The organism is Brevibacillus panacihumi (genome assembly GCF_003710985.1).
In the GTDB taxonomy this organism is placed as follows: Bacteria; Bacillota; Bacilli; order Brevibacillales; family Brevibacillaceae; genus Brevibacillus; species Brevibacillus panacihumi.
Genome location: NZ_RHHT01000002.1, coordinates 311,456 through 334,279, shown reverse-complemented (window position 1 = coordinate 334,279; position 22,824 = coordinate 311,456). Strand labels below are relative to the sequence as shown.

Annotated in this window: 23 protein-coding genes; 3 read left to right on the top strand and 20 right to left on the bottom strand. The window is 52.0% G+C overall.

The genetic code is table 11. The features are described from left to right. Nucleotides 1-124: 124 nt before the first annotated feature. The gene (locus EDM58_RS01635; RefSeq protein ID WP_122911770.1) at nucleotides 125-697 is read right to left on the bottom strand and encodes a GNAT family N-acetyltransferase; all 573 of its coding nucleotides are present in this window, start codon (nucleotides 695-697) and stop codon (nucleotides 125-127) included. Nucleotides 698-813: 116 nt separating this feature from the next. Next, nucleotides 814-1,878 (bottom strand): HD-GYP domain-containing protein, encoded by a 1,065-nt coding sequence (locus tag EDM58_RS01630; RefSeq protein ID WP_122911769.1) that lies wholly within the window; start codon nucleotides 1,876-1,878, stop codon nucleotides 814-816. Nucleotides 1,879-2,045: 167 nt separating this feature from the next. On the opposite strand from EDM58_RS01630, the gene EDM58_RS01625 reads away from it, so the two are divergent. Next, entirely contained in the window at nucleotides 2,046-2,516 is a 471-nt protein-coding gene (locus EDM58_RS01625; protein WP_122911768.1) for a Mov34/MPN/PAD-1 family protein, read from the top strand. On the opposite strand, the gene EDM58_RS01620 is transcribed toward EDM58_RS01625, so the two are convergent. The 10 genes from EDM58_RS01620 to EDM58_RS01575 all read right to left on the bottom strand — a co-directional run bounded on the left by EDM58_RS01620 (nucleotide 2,449) and on the right by EDM58_RS01575 (nucleotide 13,188). Next, nucleotides 2,449-4,278: a peptidoglycan D,D-transpeptidase FtsI family protein gene (locus tag EDM58_RS01620; RefSeq protein WP_122911767.1), complete on the bottom strand. Its 1,830-nt coding sequence runs from the start codon at nucleotides 4,276-4,278 to the stop codon at nucleotides 2,449-2,451. The genes EDM58_RS01625 and EDM58_RS01620 overlap by 68 nt on opposite strands. A 121-nt stretch (nucleotides 4,279-4,399) precedes the next feature. Continuing rightward, nucleotides 4,400-5,047: a uridine kinase gene (udk, locus tag EDM58_RS01615; protein ID WP_122911766.1), complete on the bottom strand. Its 648-nt coding sequence runs from the start codon at nucleotides 5,045-5,047 to the stop codon at nucleotides 4,400-4,402. Nucleotides 5,048-5,117: 70 nt separating this feature from the next. After that, a complete protein-coding gene (locus EDM58_RS01610; RefSeq protein WP_122911765.1) occupies nucleotides 5,118-5,753 on the bottom strand; it encodes an O-methyltransferase in 636 nt (211 codons plus the stop codon). A gap of 12 nt (nucleotides 5,754-5,765) precedes the next feature. After that, entirely contained in the window at nucleotides 5,766-6,857 is a 1,092-nt protein-coding gene (gene mltG / locus EDM58_RS01605) for an endolytic transglycosylase MltG (RefSeq protein WP_246000501.1), read from the bottom strand. 151 nt (nucleotides 6,858-7,008) lie between these two features. Beyond that, a complete protein-coding gene (locus EDM58_RS01600; protein WP_122911763.1) occupies nucleotides 7,009-7,635 on the bottom strand; it encodes a TVP38/TMEM64 family protein in 627 nt (208 codons plus the stop codon). A gap of 404 nt (nucleotides 7,636-8,039) precedes the next feature. After that, complete coding sequence (locus tag EDM58_RS01595; protein ID WP_023554912.1) at nucleotides 8,040-8,330, bottom strand: DUF1292 domain-containing protein; 291 nt, start codon at nucleotides 8,328-8,330, stop codon at nucleotides 8,040-8,042. A 5-nt stretch (nucleotides 8,331-8,335) separates the two neighbouring features. After that, a complete protein-coding gene (ruvX, locus tag EDM58_RS01590) occupies nucleotides 8,336-8,752 on the bottom strand; it encodes a Holliday junction resolvase RuvX (RefSeq protein WP_122911762.1) in 417 nt (138 codons plus the stop codon). A 10-nt stretch (nucleotides 8,753-8,762) separates the two neighbouring features. Beyond that, on the bottom strand, nucleotides 8,763-9,023 hold the full coding sequence (locus EDM58_RS01585; RefSeq protein WP_031305400.1) for an IreB family regulatory phosphoprotein: 261 nt from the start codon (nucleotides 9,021-9,023) through the stop codon (nucleotides 8,763-8,765). A 122-nt stretch (nucleotides 9,024-9,145) separates the two neighbouring features. After that, the gene (gene alaS, locus EDM58_RS01580) at nucleotides 9,146-11,794 is read right to left on the bottom strand and encodes an alanine--tRNA ligase (RefSeq protein WP_122911761.1); all 2,649 of its coding nucleotides are present in this window, start codon (nucleotides 11,792-11,794) and stop codon (nucleotides 9,146-9,148) included. A 329-nt stretch (nucleotides 11,795-12,123) separates the two neighbouring features. Further along, nucleotides 12,124-13,188 (bottom strand): AI-2E family transporter, encoded by a 1,065-nt coding sequence (locus EDM58_RS01575; RefSeq protein ID WP_122911760.1) that lies wholly within the window; start codon nucleotides 13,186-13,188, stop codon nucleotides 12,124-12,126. A gap of 389 nt (nucleotides 13,189-13,577) precedes the next feature. Between EDM58_RS01575 and EDM58_RS01570 the strand changes: the two genes are divergently transcribed. Continuing rightward, on the top strand, nucleotides 13,578-14,264 hold the full coding sequence (locus tag EDM58_RS01570; RefSeq protein ID WP_122911759.1) for a TerC family protein: 687 nt from the start codon (nucleotides 13,578-13,580) through the stop codon (nucleotides 14,262-14,264). 86 nt (nucleotides 14,265-14,350) lie between these two features. Here the strand turns inward: EDM58_RS01570 and EDM58_RS01565 are convergent, their stop codons facing one another. From EDM58_RS01565 to cymR, 7 genes are all read right to left on the bottom strand, one after another. Then, nucleotides 14,351-14,539: a hypothetical protein gene (locus EDM58_RS01565; protein WP_122911758.1), complete on the bottom strand. Its 189-nt coding sequence runs from the start codon at nucleotides 14,537-14,539 to the stop codon at nucleotides 14,351-14,353. A 37-nt stretch (nucleotides 14,540-14,576) separates the two neighbouring features. Then, nucleotides 14,577-14,783 carry a hypothetical protein gene (locus tag EDM58_RS01560; RefSeq protein WP_023554919.1) on the bottom strand — a complete coding sequence of 69 codons (207 nt, stop codon included), beginning with the start codon at nucleotides 14,781-14,783 and terminating at the stop codon, nucleotides 14,577-14,579. A 35-nt stretch (nucleotides 14,784-14,818) separates the two neighbouring features. Beyond that, nucleotides 14,819-15,298: a PRC-barrel domain-containing protein gene (locus tag EDM58_RS01555; RefSeq protein WP_122911757.1), complete on the bottom strand. Its 480-nt coding sequence runs from the start codon at nucleotides 15,296-15,298 to the stop codon at nucleotides 14,819-14,821. Nucleotides 15,299-15,370: 72 nt separating this feature from the next. Then, the gene (gene recD2 / locus EDM58_RS01550) at nucleotides 15,371-17,632 is read right to left on the bottom strand and encodes an SF1B family DNA helicase RecD2 (protein WP_122911756.1); all 2,262 of its coding nucleotides are present in this window, start codon (nucleotides 17,630-17,632) and stop codon (nucleotides 15,371-15,373) included. A gap of 103 nt (nucleotides 17,633-17,735) precedes the next feature. Beyond that, nucleotides 17,736-19,403 (bottom strand): methyl-accepting chemotaxis protein, encoded by a 1,668-nt coding sequence (locus tag EDM58_RS01545; RefSeq protein ID WP_122911971.1) that lies wholly within the window; start codon nucleotides 19,401-19,403, stop codon nucleotides 17,736-17,738. A 158-nt stretch (nucleotides 19,404-19,561) separates the two neighbouring features. Then, nucleotides 19,562-20,704, bottom strand: a complete 1,143-nt coding sequence (locus tag EDM58_RS01540; RefSeq protein WP_122911970.1) for a cysteine desulfurase family protein — start codon at nucleotides 20,702-20,704, stop codon at nucleotides 19,562-19,564. A 24-nt stretch (nucleotides 20,705-20,728) separates the two neighbouring features. Then, entirely contained in the window at nucleotides 20,729-21,148 is a 420-nt protein-coding gene (cymR, locus tag EDM58_RS01535; protein WP_023554924.1) for a cysteine metabolism transcriptional regulator CymR, read from the bottom strand. Nucleotides 21,149-21,246: 98 nt separating this feature from the next. Here cymR and EDM58_RS25590 point away from each other — a divergent pair, with 98 nt between their 5' ends. After that, complete coding sequence (locus EDM58_RS25590; protein WP_183187376.1) at nucleotides 21,247-21,420, top strand: hypothetical protein; 174 nt, start codon at nucleotides 21,247-21,249, stop codon at nucleotides 21,418-21,420. A 47-nt stretch (nucleotides 21,421-21,467) separates the two neighbouring features. On the opposite strand, the gene EDM58_RS01530 is transcribed toward EDM58_RS25590, so the two are convergent. Further along, nucleotides 21,468-22,820 carry an AAA family ATPase gene (locus tag EDM58_RS01530; RefSeq protein ID WP_122911755.1) on the bottom strand — a complete coding sequence of 451 codons (1,353 nt, stop codon included), beginning with the start codon at nucleotides 22,818-22,820 and terminating at the stop codon, nucleotides 21,468-21,470. Nucleotides 22,821-22,824 lie beyond the last annotated feature (4 nt).

The following is a 22,824-nucleotide window of genomic DNA, read 5'->3' as shown; positions in this document are numbered from 1 at the left end:
GTGTTCGCCTCCTTGACCATCGAAGCGTGAACCTTTTGAATAGAAAAGCAAGTTAGTGAAATTTGGCACATAAAAAAACCAGCCTTTTCATCAAAGAAATGGCTGATTCAATCTGGTCTGCTGTTTACGGTACAGGTACAGGGACACGCTTGACCATATGATGATACAGATGCCCTGCAACCATCAAGCTGCCGTCTGGGCGAAAACCGACCGATTCATACAGTTTGCGAGCCTTCACATTTTCTTCCTCGACCAATAATGCGACGCGGTCGTGCCCGCGAGCCTCTGCTTCCTTCTCGAAAGCATGGAGCAGGGACTTGCCCACTCCCATCCTGCGGCTATCAGGGTGCACAGCGAGGGAATCAAGATAGAATTCATCATCACGCGCTTCCTTTACGATGACCGGAGCTTGTCCGGTACGCTGCAGCCACCCTTCCACAAAGGGACGGTCCAGCCGCTCCGTTTCGCTGCCGTGGTAGAACAAGGCGAATCCCACTACTCTCTCCCGATCCGTCGCTACGACCACATTTTCATAGCTCAACCGATTTTGCGGCGTGACAAAATAGCTGGCTATTCTTCGTACAGCCTCATCGTATTCATTGGCACCAGTCAAACTGTGTGCAATATCAAGGCCAATCGCCTCCAGGATGAGCGGGGCTACGTGTTTCGCATCGGCAGGCAACGCTTTTCGGATCATTTTGGAGTCCTCCTCTCTTGTTGTCGGCGTTATCTCTCGGGCGAATCCCGTCTCTTATTTTGTCACAAGCCTGTTGGCTCGTCAAAAAGGAAAAAACCGCCCTGAGATCAGAGCGGTCAACCAATCATTTTTTCAATTGTCAGCTTTCTTTCCAGTCGCAAGTCCAGAAATTCTCCGCTTCGGCGAACCAGTGGACGCATCGGTTCGTCTTGATTGATCAAAATGACCTCCACTTCTTCGCCGGAGCTCAGCCGAGCCTTGGCTCCGACGTACAACAAAGCGATATAGCGGACAAATTGGGCAACGATCTCAATGTTGAGGGTACCGTTGCAGGCTTCCTTCCAGAGGTGCTGTGCAGCCTCAAAAGGGGAGGTTCTGTCTTTGTATACCCGGTCTGAACAGATGGCATCGAACATGTCGGCCACCGCCAGCACCTGGCATTCGATCGGGATGTCATCGCCTTTTCGCTGCTGCGGATAGCCAGACCCGTCAAGGCGTTCATGATGCAAGAGGGCACAGAGCGCCAATTCCTCGGAGCCGCCCTCCATGGTTCGGATCATTTCATATCCATACACGGTATGCTGGCGCATGATGGCAAACTCTTCCTCGCTCAGCTTCCCAGGTTTCAGAAGAATTTCCTTGGGAATCCGCATCTTGCCCAGATCGTGCAAAAAGCCGGCAGTACCCATGAAAGCTACCCGATCCTCGTCCCATTTGAGCAAGGATGCGATCAGGGAGCACAAGATGCCGACGTTCAAGGAATGACGGTATGTATAACTGTCTGCCCCTTCGAGGAAGTAAAGGGAACGAAACAGTCCCTTCTGCTTCAATGCTTGTCCAGCTACGTCGCAAAAAATCTCCGAGAATTGTTCCAGTCTCGGTTTGACATCTTGATAAGTCTGTTCAAAAATCTCTCGTGTCTTGTCCAGGGCTTCTAGATATACCGCGACGGCGGTTGCATCTGCTGCCATTTCCGCAAGCTGTGACGAGATGTCTTCTCCTGTGCCTTCCGTCCAGACGTCCTGGACTTCTACCTCCCAGATGCTTTGTTTTTGCAAAATATGTACATGAGTGGCAGTAATCACGGTATCCTGTGGCAGTAGCAAGATTCCGTTTTTCGTGAACAGGTCAGAAGCCAACACTCGCCCTACCAATGAACCGTTAACGGGCATATAAGACATAGGATCAACCTCTCAAGTCCTTTTCCTAAATTATAGAAAGAAAGGGTTCACGTGACAACGATTTTTTCGACAATTCTTAACTTTTTGCACACCGGGACCTTCTTTTCTGCCGAATCATAGGATAAAAGGCGAAGCATTTGGCGAAAAACAAGGAGGATCGTTTTTCGATGACAACGCTGTACCTTACACCAAGAGCGTGGAAACAGATAGAAAACGCGGTGCGTAAAAACCCCTCGCTGGAAACAGGAGGGGTGATGATGGGATATTCTCTGGGCGACGACAAGTGGGTCATTGCCTATGCCAGCGAACCGGGGCCAAAAGCCATCCAAAGTCCAACGTCCATTTTTTTTGATGACGAGCATCTGCGCAAGCTAGTCCGCAAATTAAATCGCAGCAAGCGCTGGCAGTATCTTGGCGATTGGCACAGCCATACGATCCGGCGCTTGTCGCCAAGCAAGGGCGACAAGCGGACGATTTGGTCCAAGGCGGTACAATCCAAGTATATGTCTGCCTCTCCGCTCATGCTGATCGTGGGGCTGAGCAAACAGAATCAGATCCAAGCGAGAGGGTTTATTCTGGGGAATTCCCTGCGCGAGGTCGGGAAGATCGAGTTGTATGATCGGAAAGTTCATCGATAGCCCGGCGAAACATCTCCATTGCCTGATTTTGCCCCCAGCTCGGTCTGTTTTCGGCAACAGCGCTGATGGCATACAGCGGTTCATCGTAGGGGGCGTAACCCACGAACCAGTAATGGTTGGCAGATGAGCCTGCCCCCCCTGTCTGTGCCGTTCCGCTTTTTCCCGCGATCTGCCAGACTGAATCGTTCAGCATTTTTCCTGTTCCTTCGGTGACGACCTTGCGCATCATTTTGCGCAATTTGCTTGCTGTCACGTAGTCAATGCCTTGTTGACCCAGATCCTGCACCGGAAAGCGGAAAAAGGTCTGTCCGTTTTTATAGGAGATTTGATTGACCAGCCGTACCTGGACAGGCTGACCGCCGCGCAAGATCGTGACCATCAAATTGGCCGCCTGCAAAGGGGTCACACGGACATCCCGCTGACCGATAGCCGTCTGAATCAACACGCCTTCATCATGGACAGATACATCCTTGGCAAATATGCTGCCTCGCTCTTCCCCGTCGATTTGCCTAAAACCATCCAGCTTGAACATGTGAGCCGTCGTATGGCCGACAGGCACGGACAAGCCCAGACGCTGAGCGTACTCCTCCAGCTTCTTCGCGCCTACCCGTTTGGCGATCTCGGCAAAGGCGATATTGCAGGACTGGGCGTACGCCTCTTCCATCGTAAGAGTCCCATGCCCTTCCTTTTTCCAGCAAGAAAAATGGTATTTGCCATAGTCCCCTGTACAGGTAAAACGGTCTGTCGGAAGCACTACTCCTTCTCCAAGCGCCGCTGCAGCTACAACTGTTTTGAAGACGGATCCGGGGGGAAGCTGCTTGACCGCACGATTTTGCCACTCTCTTGACTGTACGTTTACCTTCGTCTGATCATAGGCGGGCCGGCTCACCATCGCAAGAACGTCTCCGTTTTTGACATCCAGTACGACCAGAGAGCCTTCCTGCAGCCCTACTTGATCTGCGACATGTTCCATCCTGCGTTGAATCCCGACATCCAGCGTCGTTGTCAGGGAAAGCGGATAGTATTCGTTTTCCTGCTTGCTGTAACGGATGTCCAGACCGCGCAGCGGCCGGCCCTGTCCGTCCACATAGTAGGACAGAACAGAAGGCTCCACTCCCTGCAAGAAGCGGTCAAAGCTGCGCTCCAGTCCAGACGCCCCAATCGTGCTCTCCTGATTCATCTTTCCGCTGGCTACTTCCTCCGGATACAGCGTTTGGACCAGGGTGGGATTCTGATGAATATAGCCGATCAGATGCTTCGCTACCTCATCCTGACGGTAACGCTCTGTCACTTTCAGAGCGACTACTCCAGGTATCGCCAAGCTGTTCACCTGGCTGCTCTGCTTCTCAGTCAGAACGATCAGCTTGCCGCCCGGATTGCGGAGCAGGACAGGCGCCTTGGCCTTCTCCATGGTCGCAGTCAAATGCTCCGGGGATTGTCCTACGATCTCAGCAAGCTGTTTGATCCCGTCCGTACCTTGCAGACTGCCGCGCGCCAGGGGAAAAAGGATCAAGGCCAGATTTTCGCTCCCTGTAAACGCGTAGCCGTCGCGATCCAGAATATCGCCACGACCGCTGTGCAGTACGATGCTTTGCTGCCTTTGCTTGACGGCGCCTTTTACCAGATCGATGCCTCTGCGGGAAAAATGATGCGGAGCCCCCAGTTGAATCCACCACAGACGGGCAAGCAAACCGATCCAGACAAACGTCATAAAGATCAGCACCAGAAAATGACGCCGTTTGATTCGTTGTTCCAGTTGCATCCCAGGCCCCCCTCCAGCTCTCTTTCCTCCAAGTATTGCCGGATTGAGTTGAGCGGAAACGGGAACACGTTGCGGATCATACAAAAAAACACGCCGAAGGGGCGTGTTTCCTGGTCATTGCCTAGGGAGTTGCATGGGCGTATTTTCTTTTTTCCAGCAGGATGTTGCTGATTTTCGTGGACAACAGATCGAGCGCGACACGGTTGAAACCGCCCTCGGGAATGATGACATCCGCGTATCGCTTCGTCGGCTCGATAAACTGCAAATGCATCGGGCGCACGACATTCAAGTACTGATTGACGACAGATTCGAGCGAACGTCCGCGCTCTTCGATATCCCGAACGATTCGGCGAACAATCCGCACGTCCGCATCCGTATCCACAAATACCTTGATGTCCATCAAATTGCGGATGCGCTCATCCTCCAGGATCAGCATGCCTTCCAAAATGATGACATCCTGGGGCTCCACTAGCACGCGCTCCTGCTTGCGATTGTGCTCCTTGAAATCGTAGATCGGCTTCTCAATTGCACGCCCCTGCAAAAGCTCTTGCAGATGCGTCAGAAGCAGGTCATTGTCAAACGCCAGCGGATGGTCGTAATTGGTGCTTACACGCTCCTCAAAGCTGAGATGGCTTTGATCTTTATAATAGGAATCCTGCTCGATCATCGCCACGCGATCGTATTGAAATTGGCGGAACAACTCTCCCGCCACTGTGGATTTACCGGATCCACTTCCTCCTGCTACCCCAATGAGCACGGGGTTCTTCATCCTGCATGTCCCCTTCCTTCATGTATCCAAGGCCTTCTCTTGCCTGATTTATTCTCTGCGTTGACCGCTGCTATGCCCTTTTTACACTTACGGAGAGGCCATCTCCAACGGGGATAAATGTCGTCTCCACATCAGGCCGTGTCGCGAGCTGTTGGTTGAAGTCGATGAGTTTGTCCACCAAAGGCCGCTGCCGCTTTCCTGCGTCTTCAGGGGTTGCCACCAGTCCACGAAACAACACGTTGTCGCTGATCACCAGTCCTCCGACGCGCAGCATCGGGAGATACAGATCCAGAAACTTCTGGTACTGCCCCTTCGCTGCATCAATAAACAGACAGTCAAACTGGTAGCTGTCAGGCAGCCCAAGGGTAGCATCCCGTGAGAGAATCTCTACCCGATCCGCATAACCCGCTTCCCTGATATTGGCTTGGGCACGGGCAAGCCTTTCCTCATCGATCTCCATCGTCACGATACGCGCGTCCGGAGCGGCTTCAGCAAGCCAGATTGTCGAATACCCGATAGCGGTCCCAACTTCCAATATCGAGGCGGGGCGGTGCAAAAGGAGCAGCATCCGCATCACCTGTGCCGATGGAAGCTGGACAATCGGGATTCCCTCGTCTGCCGCTTCCTGCTCCAGCCGCTGCAGCAACGGGGATCTTTCTGGCACCAGACGGAAGAGATACTCATCTACTTGCGGGTTGGTAATCATCGTATCACTCCTCTAGTTTTTCCTGCTTTTCGCGTCATTCGCATTATGTTCCTTCAATGTCTTGGAAAAGTAATGCTCAGAGGTACCGTCTTTTTTCGTAACATAGAAGAAGTAATCATGTTTTTCCGGATTGACGACCGCTTCCAGCGAAGCCCTGCCCGGACTTGCGATTGGACCTGGAGGCAGGCCTGGATTGGCATAAGTGTTGTAAGGATTCTTCACCTTGAGATCTTCATAGGTCAGACGATCCCGTTGCTTGCCCAGGATGAACTGGATCGTGGCATCCGCCTGAAGCGGCCATTTGTCGCGCAGCCGATTGTAATAGACCCCGGCTACAGTCGGACGTTCTTTATCCACTGTCACTTCACGCTCTACGATAGAGGCGAGATTAACTGCCTCATCAAGGCTCAAGTTTTGTTCCTTGATTTTCTCTGTCCATTCCGGCTTCCATTCTTTTTGGAACTGGGCCAGCATCCGTTCGATAATCTCATGCTCGGTAGCGCCCTCTTTGATTTCATAGGTCTCAGGAAATAAATATCCTTCCAGACGATGAGTCCGCGCTTCGTTTTTGGGTATTTGCGCTACAAATGGAAACTCTTCAAAGCTGCCGTTGTTGACCTCGTCTAAAAAGACCTTCTTATCGACAAGGCCCTCGGAAGCCAGATGGTCGGCGATCTGTTCCACATTCCACCCCTCGGGAATCGTAAAGCGCTGGGCGCGGACGACGGTTTTGCCCTCGATCATCGCCTGCAGCATCTCGTCGTGCGTCTGCCCGGGAGTAAAGGCGTATTCCCCTGCTTTCAGCTTGGGAGCCACACCTGTATACCGTACGTAATAGGAGAACATCTCCGCGTTTCGTATCAATCCTTGCTCTTCCAGCAATCGGCCGATTTGAAGCACCGAAGACCCCGTCGGAATGACGACATTTTTCGTCACCTCTTCTGAGGGTACAGGTTGGAGCTGTTGATAAACATAGAAGGCTGTCCCTCCGACAGCAAGTACCAGAACAAAAAAGAACAGCACCAGCCAGCGAAACAGTCGCCCGCCTCTCCTGCGGCGTTGTTCTTTCGGGCGCTCGGCCTTGAAATCTGGTTTCTCTAACAGTTGATTCAAGGTAGGAATCCCCCTAGCGTCTCTTCTCTCAATCTTTTTTATTATACAGGAGGCAATCCACGCTGTCACCGTGTTGGATTTTGCCGAATCATGATTAGGAAGAACTTGGCTTATTTCGGAAAGTAGAAAAAGCACCCTTTTTTCAGGTGCTTGAGTGCCTGTTCGCATTTCTCCATTTTCGGTGAATCCATAAGACGGATCCCAAAAACAGGCCGTATATCCCGACTGCAAGCAAAATATTGCGTGGCTCTGTCATCAGGTTGTCCCCTACGACAGCAAAAAGCAGCATCGCTGGTATTTTTCCCAGGGCTGAGGCAATCGTATAATTCCAAAACGATACACGGCTCAAAGCAGAATACACGTTGACCACGATCGACGGAACGATGGGAATGCATCGGGCGAACGCGATCGCCAAAAAAGCATGACGTTCAAAAATAGTTGTCAGCTCGCCAATTCGCTTGTAGCGATTGAGGATTTGAATTCCCCATTCCTGATAGCCATAGCGCACGAACGCAAACATCAGGATGGATGCTGCTGTCGAGCCGATCCAGGTGATCAGGCCTCCAAGGAATGGGCCGTACGCGGCACCGATGACGCCACCGACGAGCGGATAGGGAATCACTGGAAACAGAGCCATGATCGTCGCCAGTGCCGCTACCAGCAAAACATTGCTCGAATCCTGGATCCAAGCCAGAATACCTTCGCCGAATTGATAGATGAAGTAGCCGATTGCCAGATAACATGCGGCTAGAATGATTTTTTTTAGCATGCCTTCTCTCCCGGATTGTCATACTTCTATCTTATCATGTACGTGGGATAGGCTCCTATCAAAGACTGAAAAACCTCTTTGGTTTGTGGTCGTCCAACTGTAGTGGAAGGGAGGAAAAAAGGGAGAACGCTCAGGTGGGGTGGGATCTTCGCTGGGGGGCATTCCCGGCCGCCTCCACTCCAAAGGCGGAACCGCGGCCAAAAGCAGCCCTCTCCAAGAAGTGATTCAGGGTTGGCCGCTGAATGCGGGTTCCGCCTTTTCCGTTGCGTCTGGGTCAAGATCCCAAATACCTTCGCTTTTCTCCCTTTTTTCCTCAGCCAGCCATTTTTGGTCCACCTTTTTTTGCGGGCTTCTCAAGGTTGGCAATACAAAAAAAGAGGACCCTTGGGCCCTCCTCTTCGCGATTAAATTCCTTCTTTTTCCAGATCGGTGATCAGGGTTTCGAAGGTGGCTTCGACTTGCTCCCATTCTTCGTCGTCCTCGATCGGAATCAGCATATCGGTTCCGTCGTAACGCAGGAAGTGTACCTCATACTCTTCTTCTTCCTCCTGGTCCACTGGAACCAGTACGAGATAGCTGCGATCTTCGATATCAAAAATGTACATGATCCGAAAATCTCGCGGCTCCTCTGTCCCTTCCTCTGTCAGGGCGATCACATCGCCCACTTCGAACTCCTCTGTCATCTCTTCACTCATCATGGTCACCTCGATTTCGCGTCCAAATATCCCTGCAGGATCAAAGTGGCCGCCATTTTGTCTATTACGTTTTTACGTTTTTGCCGGCTGACATCTGCTGAGATCAGCATCCGCTCCGCTGCCATTGTCGTCAAGCGCTCGTCCCACATATAGACGGGAAGAGATGTGCGTTCCTCCAAAAAGCGCGCAAAAGCCTGGCAAATTTCCGCCCTTGGGCCAATGGTTCCATTCATGTTTTTGGGGAGTCCGACCACGATGCCGCCGATTTGATACTTGGCGATCCACTCTTGGATGCGAGTCAAATCCTTTTCCTTGGATTGCCGCTTGATCGTCTCCAGCCCTTGGGCCGTCCAGCCCAATTCATCACTTACTGCGACGCCAATTGTCTTGTCGCCGACGTCCAATCCCAGTAATCGCGCCATGTCGTCTGGTTTACTTGCGCTCTGCCAAGTAAACAGTCACCAACTCTTCTATGATTTTGTCTCGTTCCAGTTTGCCGATCAAGCTGCGTGCGTTGTTGTGGCGCGGGATAAACGCCGGGTCTCCAGAAAGCAAGTATCCCACGATCTGGGTGATCGGGTTGTATCCTTTTTCCTGCAGGGCCTTGTACACCTCTGTCAATGTCTCCTGAACGTCCGCCGCATTCGCTTCCTTGGGCACCGTGAATTTCATGGTATTATCCAACGAACTCACAATCAACACCTCGATTTCCTTTGAGACTTCTTTTTTGAAAAAGGGAGCCTATGATCACAAGTATTCGACTCCCTCCAACTTTACTCCTTGTCGAAACTGCAAAAATTCCACAGAAGGTGCACTTATTTCGCCACAGCTTGTGCTTTTACGAAATCCGCGACTGCGTCCAATGCCTCTTGCAGCTTGGACGGATCCTTCCCGCCCGCTTGCGCCATGTCGGGACGTCCGCCGCCGCCACCGCCGCAGCGAGTCGCAACTTCCTTGATGATTTTTCCGGCGTGGATACCGCGGTCCATCAGGTCTTTGGTTACACCCGCGACGAGATTTACTTTATCGCCGTCGACGGAACCAAGCACGATGACTGCGGAGCCCAGCTTGTTCTTCAGTTCATCCACCATGCCGCGCAGATTATCCATGTCAGATGCGGACACGCGAGCGGCGAGCACCTGGATGCCTTCTACGGTATTCAGCTGGTCAGTCAGCGAAGCCGCTTCAATATTGCCCAGTTTTGCACGAAGCGATTCGTTTTCACGCTGAACTTCTTTGAGTTGTTGCTGCAATCCTTCCACACGGGCAGGAGCTTCGGTCAGTACAGGTGCCTTCAGCGCATTCGCCACATCTTTCAAGATCGCGAATTGCTGATTCAGGAACTGGTAAGCACCGCGTCCGGTCACAGCCTCGATCCGGCGGGTTCCCGCACCGATGCCGCTTTCGCTGACGATCTTGAACAGACCGATCTCAGCGGTATTGGTTACATGGCAGCCGCCGCAAAGCTCCAGGCTGTAGTCGCCTACTTGAACTACGCGTACGATGTCCCCATACTTCTCGCCGAAGAGGGCCATCGCTCCCATTGCTTTGGCTTCCGCCAGAGGTTTGTTGGAGATGTCCACCAGCAGATTCTCCCAAACCTTTTCATTGACAATTCGTTCGATGCGCTCCAGCTCTTCTTGCGTAATTGCGCTGATATGAGTGAAGTCAAAGCGCAAACGCTCCGGTGCCACGAGTGACCCTGCCTGGTTTACATGCGTTCCCAGTACATCTTTGAGCGCCTGGTGCAGGAGATGGGTAGCCGTATGGTTTTTGGTAATGGCGAGTCGCGCATCGCGGTTTACTTCCGCATGCACTTCATCTCCCTTGCGCAGGGTGCCTGCCTCGATCAGAACAGAGTGGACATTTTGCCCCATCGGTCCTTTTTGCACATCTTGCACCCGGGCTTTTACCGAATCGGAGAGCAAGAGACCTTCGTCATTGATCTGTCCGCCGCTTTCCGCATAGAATGGCGTGCGGTCCAGTACGACCTGTACGGTTTGTCCTTCTTCCGCTTCGTCGACCAGTTGGTTGTTGAAAATGATCGCTTCGACTTTACCTGTCGCTACCAATTCAGTATAACCAACAAATTGGCTCGTAACCGTCAAATCTGACAGCGGACCTCCCTGAGTCTGCATGCTGTCTACGTCTTGACGCGCTGCACGGGCACGCTCCCGCTGTTCTTCCATCGCTTGCTCGAAGCCTTCGCGGTCGATGGTCAATCCCTGCTCCTGGGCAAAATCCTCTGTCAGGTCGACGGGGAATCCGTACGTATCGTACATCTTGAACACGTCTTTGCCCGCGATTTGGGATTGGCCGCTTGCTTTTGCCGCTTTCACCATATCGGTCAGGATATTGAGTCCGTCATTCAGGGTCTCGTGGAAACGCTCTTCCTCGGCGCGAATGACTTTTTCTATAAAGGCGCGCTTTTCCACCACTTCTGGATAAAATTCGCCCATCATCGTGCCGACGGTCTCTGTCAGGCTGTACAGGAACGGCTTTTCCACTCCCAGCTTTTTGCCCATCCGCACGGCGCGACGGAGCAGACGGCGAATGACATAGCCGCGTCCTTCATTGGCTGGCAGGGCTCCGTCCCCAATCGCGAATACGACCGTACGAGCGTGGTCCGCAATCACCTTGAGGGCAACATCCAGGTCTGGACTGGTTTTGTACTTGACACCGGAAATCTCGCTGGTTTTCTCGATCAGCGGGAACAGCAGATCGGTCTCGTAGTTGTTGTCGACTCCCTGGATGACCGAAGCCATACGCTCCAGACCCATACCTGTATCGATGTTTTTCTTCGGAAGCGGCGTGTAGGTGCCATCCGGGTTGTGATTGAACTGGGAGAATACCAGGTTCCACACTTCTAAATAACGTTCATTCTCCCCTCCAGGATACAGTTCGGGATCATTCGGGTCGTTGCCGAAGCTCTCGCCACGGTCGTAGAAAATCTCTGTATTCGGACCGCTTGGACCTTCCCCGATATCCCAGAAGTTCCCTTCCAGACGGATAATCCGCTCTTCGGGAATGCCGATTTTTTTATTCCAGATCTCGAAAGCTTCTTCGTCCTCTGGATGGATCGTCACGGACAGCAGTTCCGGATCAAAGCCAATCCATTTCGGACTGGTCAGGAATTCCCATGCCCACTCAATCGCTTCTTCCTTGAAGTAATCTCCGATCGAGAAGTTGCCCAGCATCTCAAAAAACGTGTGATGGCGTGCTGTGCGTCCCACATTTTCAATATCGTTTGTACGGATGGATTTTTGCGAATTGGTGATGCGCGGGTTATCCGGAATAATCCGTCCGTCAAAGTATTTTTTCAGTGTCGCAACACCGCTGTTGATCCACAGCAAGGAAGGATCGTCGACTGGCACCAGTGATGCACTGGGCTCGATGCGATGCCCCTTTTCCACAAAAAAATCAAGAAACATCCTGCGAATCTGATTTCCTGTCAGTTTTTTCATGGCAATCTCCTCCAAAAAATAGAAAACTTGAATAAATAAAAAAAGCCCTCATCCCCTCAGGGACGAGAACTGTTTTTCTCGCGGTACCACCCTGCTTACAGATCTGCCTGCCTATCGCAAGCGAGATTCTGTCGCTTTACAGACAAGTAACGGTGCCAAGCCGCCGGTTTTTGCCCGGTCTCGGGAGTAGCCTTCCGTCGCACTTCTTCTGGCCGCCCTCTCAACCATGGAGCGCCCTCTCTGTAAAAGGTCTGCGACATACTCGTTCCCTCATTGATCGTTTTACGTGTGGTGCTTTTTCGTATTATAAATTTTTTTGCCGATCACTGTCAACTTTCATGCATCATCAAAGCGATGCGATTGATCACGACCTTGCAGACAGCCAAAAAAGGCACCGCTACGATCAAGCCGACAATCCCTCCGATGGCCTCACCGGCAAGCAGGGCCATGATGATCAGCAAAGGATGCAATTGAAGAGAGCGGCCAACGATATGGGGGGACAAAACATTCCCTTCCAGCACCTGGATGATCAAATTGACGGTCACGACCATGATGGCCATTTTTGTCGAGATGGTCAACGCGATGATGACGGCTGGACCTGCTCCGATCAGAGGGCCGATATACGGTATGACATTGGTCAGGCAGACAAAGGCAGCCAAGACAAACGGATATGGCATGCCGATCAGCCAGTACCCCAGGTAAGCGCAGCCCCCGACGATCAGGGCGACCATCATCTGCCCGTGGATGTAGTCCCCGAGCGACACATTAATATCGCGCAGCACGGTCAAAACGCGCTTACGGTATGCAGCTGGGATAATGAGCATGCTGGACTGGTGCAATTGCTTCATATCCTTGAGCAGATAAAAGGCGATAAACGGCACGACTGCATAAGCCAGAAGCTTGCCCAACGTATTGCGGGCATTGTTCACCAGCTCCGTGACAGAATGGGAGACGCGCTCATGAGATTGAATGATGACACGGTCTACCCCGTGCGAGATGCTTTCCGGCAAGAAATACTTATGCGCCTCCCATTCGCTCATCCACTTGGTATACCACTCTTTGAGGCGCGGCAGGTCATCCGACAGCTCAATCCACTGTGTCGTAAACACCGGTATAGCATTGACGACCACGATCGCAATCACCAGAATAAAAGATGCGTAGATCAACAGGACAGCCATCAGACGCGGCACACGTCTGCGTTCAAGCAATTCAACAATCGGATGAAGGATGTAGGCAATGAGCAAGCCAACCAGAACAGGCATAAACACTTCGGAAATCAAGCGCAGAATTTGAATGAGTACGGGACGAAGCAACCAGAGCAAATTCCCTATAATCAACAGAGCGATCAGCCAGACGGCAGCAGCGAACCAACGACTTCGCTTTAATTCATCCACCGCTGTCACTCCCCTTCCTGATGGTGGAACCTAAAAATTAGCCTGTCTCAAAGCAAAAAAAACATGTACGCCCAAGAAAACTGACTATTGACATGCAGCCAAAAGGCAAATAAAATTTGAAATACAAGAAGATATCTCCAAAGGGGAGTAGCTTTTCTGCAGCATAGTCGTCATTACGGGAGAAATCCCCGGCTATGTTGGCAACATTTCCGGAAATGTTGTAAGCAAGACCTTTGCCTGTAGGGTAATGGTCTTTTTTTGTTTTTCACACGACCTTTACCTGTCCAGGGAAAGGTCGTTTTCTTTTCCTCCTATCTACTAACACTAAGGGAGATTGTAAGAAAACGGCCGAGGATTCTTCACCATTCGAGGACGAGGAGGAGAAAGAAATGGAACTACTTTTAACACCCGAGTTTTGGTCCGCACTATTAGCCATCATTGTAATCGATCTCGTGTTGGCTGGCGACAATGCGATTGTCATCGGCATGGCAGCCCGCAACTTGCCTGCACACCAACAGAAAAAAGCGATTATCTGGGGGACCGTCGGAGCTATCATCATACGCGCTCTAGCCACCTTGGCCGTTGTCTGGTTGCTGAGAATACCCGGTCTTTTGCTGGTCGGTGGTCTGATCCTCATCTGGATTTCACTGAAGCTTTTGGTCCAGGAAGAAGGCCATGAAAACATGAAAGCAAGCGGTTCACTCGGCTCAGCAATCTGGACGATCATCGTCGCGGATACGGTCATGGGTCTGGACAATGTGATCGCGGTCGCCGGTGCAGCTCATGGAGACTTTTTGCTTGTCGTGATCGGCTTGATCATCAGCGTTCCGATCATGGTTTGGGGAAGCACAATGATCCTCAAATTCATGGAGCGTTTCCCGATCGTCATTTTTATCGGGGCTGGTGTACTGGCTTACACCGCTGGAAGCATGGTCACCAATGAAAAATTGCTCGCTCCGTTCTTCGCAGCCTATCCTTGGGTAAAATGGGTATTCATCGTAGCAGTAGTGGTTGGTGTGCTCTTGATCGGCCGCATGAAAAACCAGAAACAAAAAAGAATGGCCGAACAATCCTAAGCACAGCAACGCATAAAAAAATGCCCGGACGCCATATGAGCGTTCGGGCATTTCTATTGATTTCGCCAAAGCGGGGGTTATTGCGTTTACCTAGCCATAGCCCGCATAAGCTTGCGGCCAGATTTGACCATGCGATTGACATCTTTCATGGAGAAGGGCAAACGGTTGAAATTCAACGAAAATCCTCGTCTCTTGCGACGCGGGGCCATCAAATAGCCGATCAAAGCGACGATTCCGCCAGTCGCGACAATCCGCATCAGGCTTCGAATGAACATTCGCGGCCACCTCCATAGGATGTTTTTTTTCGCCAGACTACATATTGATCTGAGCTGCAGCGGTCTGCTCCTCGATGAACAGATCATTCAAGGAATGCAAAGAACCGTCCTCCTCTACCTGGTAGACGGAGGCAATTTGTTCATTGCTCACGCTCATTTCGATATAGCAGTTCCAGCAGTAGTACTGGTTCGTCCCAATTTTTCCGACGTCTTTCGAACTGCAGTTCGGGCAAATGACACGCATCACCTAAATCCTCCCTTTCACGCCTGGATACGAACCTAGTCCGGCACGATCAGGTTTTCTTCCCCGACAATGACAGAAGGTGGTGCGGAAAAGCGTTTTCGCCCTTCAGTGACATCCGCAATCCAACCATTGGATAGTTCGTACCCTACAAGTTTCTCCCAGTTTGCAGAGAAGTAAACATCTTCCACTCTGCCCAGGATGTTTCCGGAAGCGGTTATGACCGCTTTCCCTTTTAATTTTGTCTTTCCCGTCACGATGCCGACAGGTTCGATACCGGCGAGATCAAGCAAGGGAGTGATTGCGTCTTTTCCCGAAACGGTCAGGCAAGATTCGCCGACCGCGTGAATCCGTTCGGAAGGAATATAGGTGCCTGGGTGGAACCAGCCCTGTTCGCTCAGCAAGACTCCTTGTACATGCCAAGTGGGGTCGCAAAGAATGTCACGGACGGTGCCGATCGTCTCTCCGGTCTGAAGACACATGACGGGCAAACCGACTACATCCAATGCCTTGCGCATGTGGGACATCCTCCTTCCGCCTTTTTAGTATCGGCGAAAGACAAAGGCTCATTCGGCGCAAATGGTTCCAACCTACACTTGCTTTAAGCGCTCTTCCAAATAGCTGTAACGGACTCCTTCCTCATCTGTCTGCACGGCTGCCAGGAAAGCTTCCGGCTCCCCGCACATGATGAGAAATGACTTGCTGCGTGTAATGCCGGTATAGACCAGCTTTCTGCGCAGCATCCGGTAATAACTTTTGACAAACGGCATAATCACAATCGGAAATTCACTACCCTGCGACTTGTGCACGGAACAGCAGTAGGCAAGCGTTAGCTGATGATAGGCAGAACGCTTGTACACTACCTCCCGACCATCAAAATTGACGACCAGCATCTCTTCATTTTCCGCATTTTCGTTGGGGAAAAAAATCGCGACAATCTCACCCATATCACCGTTGAACACATGCTCTTCGGCGTTGTTCACCAATTGCAGCACCTTGTCCCCGGTCCGAAAAGCAGTTTCCGCGAAGGTAACCTCCCGCTTTTGTGCGGTTTTCGGATTGAACAGCTCCTGCAATTCTTCATTCAATCGATTTACACCGGCCATCCCCTTGTACATCGGGGCGAGGACTTGCACGTCCTTGGCCGTATACCCTTTTTTTACGGCTGCCGCACAAATTTGTTTCACTGCTTCCGGCACATCTTGTGGCGAACTTGTGAAAAATCTCCGATCTTGCGTCGTTTTCAACAAATCCGCCGGCACTCGACCCTGCCGTACCTCATGTGCCAGCTGAATGATCGTGGATTCCTGTGCCTGCCTGTAAATATCCTTCAGCTGGACGAGCGGCAGCAGTCCAGACGTGATCATATCCTGCAGCACATTGCCGGGACCGACAGATGGGAGCTGGTCAGGGTCGCCGACAAGGATAATCTGCATCTCGTCGGGAATGGCCCGAAAAAGCTGGTTGGCAAGCCAAATGTCCACCATCGACATTTCGTCTACGATTAACAGTTTTCCCTGAATCGGATGTTCGGCGTCATGCTCGAAGCTTTCTCCTTTATAGCCCAGCAGCCGATGGATCGTCATCGCGGGCAATCCGGTCGTCTCGGTCATCCGCTTGGCAGCTCGTCCCGTTGGTGCGACTAACAAGATGGGGAAGGGATTGTCTTCTCCGTATTTTTTCAGATCGAGCGAAACGCCATGCAATTGGGCAAAAACACGGCAGATCCCGCGTATGACCGTCGTCTTTCCGGTGCCGGGCCCGCCGGTCAGGAGCATGAGTCCGCTCGTAATGGCCCGCTCAATCGCATCGCGCTGGGTGTCAGCGTACGTAATCCCCAGCTCGTCCTCCACCTTGCCCAGAGCGCTGTAAAACTCTGACACAGGAAAGGTACCGAAATCCTCGCGTTGCGCAAAATGGCGGAGCCGCTTGGCCAAACCGATCTCTGCAAAAAACAGGGAAGGCAAGTAGATGCGTTCTTCCTCCCAAGCAACCTTGCTCTGGACGAACAACGCTTCGACTGCCAGTTGGATATCTTCCTGAGTAAAAGCATGCCCGCCGCACTCATCCAGCAACCGCTTTGTCTTTTCACACAGCTCATCTACCGGGACGAACACATGACCTTCCGTGTAAGAGGATTCCTGCAGCACGAACAAAGCAGCAGCCTTTGCCCGTTCCTCGGAGGAAGCGGCAATTCCTGTAGCACGGGCAATGTCGTCAGCCCGTTTGAAGCCAATGCCCTGGATATCCTCGATGAGGCGATACGGCTCCTTGGTCAAAACCTCCATCGTCTCCAGCTTGTAATGCTGATAGATGCGCAAGGCCAAATTGACTCCAATCCCGAAGTCGTACAAAAAGACCATGGCGCTTTCCAACGAGCGATGTTCCATGACCGAGTCGTAGATGGTCTTGGCCCTTGCCTCCGAGATCCCCGGCAGCTGCGCCAGGCACTCCGGATTTTGCGCAATGATGCTAAGTGCATCAACGCCCAATTCCTCGACGATGCGCTTTGCCATCTTTTTGCCGATTCCCTGGAAAAGCCCGCTAGCCAAATATCGTTCTACCCCAGCCGCCGTCTTGGGCGTTTCCCGTTCATACCGCTTGGCGACGTATTGTTGTCCATATCGAGGATGCGTCTTCCACTCCCCGTAGAAGGTGTACCGTTCTTCCGGATGGGGCCGCGGAAAATTGCCGACGATGATGACCTCGGAGTCCTTGATGTTCTCCGTGGTCTCTTCTATCTTTAGACGGATAATTCCATACCATGTTTCTTCATTGTAAAATATTTCTTGATTGACATATCCGCGAATATATGTTTCGGAAAACAAGGAGATTTGTTGCTGCTCCTCCATCCCAAACGCCTCCTCTCACCTGTGCCATTTTACGCGAACAGATGATTTGCCCTTAAAGATGGAAAAAATCCACTTTATCACAAAGTGGATTTCACCATCGCTTCTATTTGATTGTAAATTGTTTTGCTTGTTCTGACAACCGCTGGGCCATTTGGGCCAAAGTCTCCGCCGCTGCAGCCATCTCCTCGGTCGAGGCCGTCTGCTCTTCGGATGCTGCAGCCACCTCCTGTGTGTTGCGCGCTGTCATTTCTGCCAGCTCTTGAATCGTGCCGGAGTGAACAAGCAGTTCCTCCGTATCTCGATGTATCTTTTGTGCAGCCCCGTTCATGCGGTCAACCTGCTGACTGACATCCTGGACAGCCTGCAGGATCAGACGGAAGCTTTCTCCCGCGGATGCGACCCCGCCGCGTCCCTCTTGTACGGCACCCGTCGTTTTGCTCATCGCTCCGACAGCTTCCAGGATTTCCTGATTGACGTTGTGGATCAAAGCTGCGATCTCTTCAGCTGCCTGACCGGATTGCTCAGCCAATTTTCGCACCTCCTGCGCGACAACCGCGAAGCTGCGCCCTTGCTCTCCAGCTCGTGCCGCTTCGATGGCTGCGTTCAAAGCCAGCAGATTGGTCTGCTCGGATATTTGCTGGATAATGGAGATGATTCCGATGATCTTTTCGGATTGCATCCCCAGCTCCCGCACCACTTGCTCCGTCCGCTGCACCTGTTCTGTGATCTGATCCATCTCTTGGGCGAGAACATTCAGCTTCTCTCCCCCTTGGCCTGCAAGCGCATAGGCATGTGAGGCCTCTTCGTTAACATGACTCGTCGATTGAGCTATCTCTTGTATATCCTTGCCGATTCGCTGAATAAAGTCTCCTGTCAAATGGACCGTTTCTTTTTGCTGGTCAGAGGACGTTGCGATTTCCGCAGAAGAGTGGGAAATTTGTTCCGACGCACGTGCGCTTTCGGATGCGCTTGCCTTCAATTCGACAGATGAGATTTCAACTTGCCGCGATACCTCCTGCACATCACGCAACATCCGGCAGAAACCGTCCATCATTTCATTGTAATTCTGTGAAAGCTGGCCGAACTCGTCCCTGGTATGAATCTCAACCCGCGGAGTCAAGTCTCCCGCTTCAGCCGCCTTCATTGCCGAAACCAATTGTTTCAGAGGCGAAAGCAGCTTGTACACGACAAAACTGCCGATAGCCAGCGCTGCAATCGCACTGATCAGGCTGATGATAAACATAGTGATCCGACTTGCTTCTATCGGGTTTAACAAATCCCGTTGGAAGCTCGCTGTCACCAGGATCCATCCATTGGGAAGTTCCTTGTAGACGGCGAGCTTGTCATCCCCCTGGAAATTGTACTCCATCCACCCGTTTTTGTTCGCAACCATTTCCTGAGTGAAGCTCTCTTCCCATAAAGAGGTGTTTTCCATGCTTTCATCGGGATAAAACATCAGTATCCCTTGTTGATCCATGATATAAGCATAGCCGCTCATCCCATTTGGCTGGTAGTATTTTTCTGCTATCTCATTCAAAATATCCTTTATTTTCTGTCTATTGCCGTCAAAAATATTCGTATCTTGCGTATAAGGAGCCAACTCCCGCATTTTCAAATCTGTTATGTATTGCAAATCAGAAATCGTAAGCTGATAGACAGCTCTTTTGGCGTTCTCAAACTGGAGATAGCCTGCGATCATGAGCGGGACAATCGTAATGATCAGCATGGTCGCGAGCAGCTTGAATCTCACAGAAGCCTTTCTTGCTATCATGATGATGCACTCCTTTTCTTTTGCAAATGAGGAAGAATTTTGATTAAAGCAGAAATATTTTACCATTTGTTATCGATTCCCACAATCTGACCGCGATAAACATTAAAAAACAAAGACCAGTCAACGGCATTGATTCGCCTTGACTGGTCTTTCGTCTTTTATTTTTGCAAACGCGTTGCGATCTGTACGATCTTTTTCGCGGCAAGCTCTGCTTCCTCTACGGTATTGGTGATCCCGAAGCTGAAGCGTATCGCGGATTCCGCCCTTTCCTCACCGAGATTCATCGCTTTTAAGACATGCGACAGTTCAAGAGATCCCGATGTACAGGCCGAACCGCTGGCAGCCGCTACCTGCACCAGATCCAGATTCATCAGCATGGTTTCGGTCTCGATTCCAGGAAAGCTGACATTCAGGATATGCGGCAGCGTGCGTTCAGGATGTCCATTTACGCAGTACGCGATTCCTGCCTCCTGAAAACGCCCAAGCATAGCAGCCTTGATCTGGTTGTACTTGGCTACCCGTTCTTCCCTTTCTTCTGTTGCAATCCGGGCAGCTTCTGCAAAGCCGACGATCCCGGACAGGTTCTCCGTCCCTGCACGACGTTTCCTCTCCTGTGACCCGCCATGCAACAAAGGAGAAATCGGAACGTGCTTGCCGAGGTACAGGGCGCCGACTCCCTTGGGGCCGTTGATTTTATGTGCCGAGACCGAGAGCATGTCGACAAAAAGCTGCTCTGGATCGAGCGGCAGCACCCCATATGCTTGCACGGCATCCGTATGAAAGATAATGCGGCGCTCACGCAAAAAACGTCCGATCTCTGCAATCGGTTGGAGCGTTCCCACTTCGTTGTTGCCATACATCACCGAGACGAGCACTGTATCTTCACGAACGGCCGCTTCGAGGTCGCTCATGCGTACCATCCCCGTCTCATCCACCGGAAGATACGTCACCTCGTATCCGATCTGCTCCAGATATTCACAGGCGTGCAAGACAGCGTGATGCTCGACCTGCGTCGTAATGACGTGACGTCCTCGGCCCTGTTGAGCCAACGCACCACCAATCACCGCCAGATTGTCCGCCTCCGTGCCGCCGCTGGTAAAAATCAAAGCCTGCGGATCGACATGCAAGGAGCCCGCAATCCCGTCTCTGGCTTTTTCCAATGCTTGGCGAGCCTTGCGCCCAAAGCCGTGCACACTGGAAGGATTGCCGTACACCTGGCTGAGGTAGGGTGTCATCGCCTCTACGACACGCGGGTGTACAGGGGTGGTGGCGGCATGGTCAAAATAGATCATTTCCGACACGAAAGTCACCTTCAGCTTCCATCATTAGATATAAAACATGTAGTTGTCCGTACGTCCGTCATCCTGGAAGGTAATCAAATCCTGTAGCGAAGTAGAATCCAGCACCGAAGAGATGCTGTCGCGAATGCGCAGCCACAGATAGCGCTTCGCCGCATCCTCCTCCTCCGCGAATTCCACAGGGCTGATCGGCCCTTCCAGCACGCGAATGACATCGCCTGCGGAGATCTCGTCGGGTTGCTTGGCAAGAACATAGCCGCCGTAAGCCCCTCGAATGCTCTTTACCAGGCCCGCATTGCGCAGCGGTGCGATCAACTGCTCCAGATAATGCTCTGATAAGTCATGGCGTTGTGCGATGCTGCGCAATGAGGTTGGCCCTTCTCCACAGCGATTGGCCAGTTCCATCATAATCGTCAGACCGTAACGTCCCTTCGTCGATATTTTCACAGTCACAACTCTCCTCTATATTTACATTTCCCTTCTTTCCTGCTTCCTACATGAGTTCATCGGTCCGGGATACACTACCTACAGGGGGTGAGTGCAAAATGACCACAAATAAACGTTCTGAACGAGGCCGCAACCATCCGTCCGGAACGTTGTACGAAAACCCGGCCGGGACGATTGCACACAAAGCGCGATACGGTGCGAGCGAACAAAGCAAGCAGCCCAATGAAAACGGCGACTTGCCCAACAAGCCTGGGGGAAACGTCCGTACGTAAGCGTGTTACTCCCTCTTTTGCGAGGGAGTTCCCTTCTTCTTTAAGCCTTAGTCCGAGGAAGATTTCTTCGGGTTCGCCAGCTTTTGCCTTTCCTCCTGGAATTTTCGGATATGGCGCTCATAGCCAAATTCCTTTGGCTCGTAGAACACAATATCCAGGCCATCTGGCAGGTACTGCTGCTGCACGTAGCCGTACGGGTAGTTGTGCGGATACAGGTATCCCTTGCCGTGTCCCAGCTTGGACGCGCCTTTGTAGGCGGAGTCGCGCAGATGGATCGGGACAGGCTTGTGTCCTTCTTTTTGGATATGGGCCAAAGCCTGGTTGATCCCGTTGTACGCCGCATTGCTTTTTGGCGCGGTAGCCAGATAGGTGGTAGCCTGTCCCAATGCAATTCGCCCCTCCGGCATCCCGACCAGTTCGACCGCCTGAAAGCAGGAGATGGCTACGGTTATCGCCTGCGGGTCGGCATTGCCAATATCCTCTGATGCGGAGATGACCAATCTGCGGGCGATAAAGCGAGGATCTTCCCCGGCATCGATCATCCTCGCCAGCCAGTACAAGGCAGCATCGGGGTCAGAGCCGCGAATCGATTTGATAAATGCAGAGATCGTATCATAGTGATTATCCCCGCTCTTATCATACCTGACAGCCCTGCGCTGAATGGATTCCACCGCCACATCCAAGGTGACAGTGATGCTCCCGTCTGCTCCCTGGGGTGTCGTGGTGACCGCCAGTTCCAAAGCATTCAGCAAGCGCCGCGCATCTCCCTCGGCATACTGAATCAAATGTTCTTGCGCTTCCGGCGTGAGCTGCACGTCAAGTTCTCCCAGTCCGTTCTCCTCATCCTGCAATGCCCGGTCTATGACCTGTTTCAATTCTTCATGGGTGAGCGGCTGCAGGGAGAAGATCTGGGACCTGGACAGCAGGGCCGCATTTACTTCGAAAAAGGGGTTCTCCGTAGTGGCTCCGATCAAAATGATCGTCCCTTCTTCCACAAAAGGCAGCAACGCATCCTGCTGGGATTTGTTGAAGCGGTGAATCTCGTCCACAAACAGCGTCGTGCGCTGACCGCCCATCACCAATCTTTCCTTCGCCTCTTCCACAACCTTGCGAATGTCGCCTACACCGGCAGTCACTGCATTGAGTTCTGAAAAATACGAACGCGTCGAACGAGCGATCACCTTAGCCAAAGTCGTTTTTCCCGTACCCGGCGGACCATAGAAGATCAAGGAAGAGACCTGGTCTGCCTCAATCGCCCGGCGCAACAGCTTTCCAGGAGCGATAATATGCGATTGGCCGATTACATCCTGAATCGTCTGGGGACGCATGCGAGCGGCAAGCGGCTTTTGTTTGCCGCTGCCACCCTGTTGTTCGTAGGCAAACGAGAATAGATCGTCCATCTTC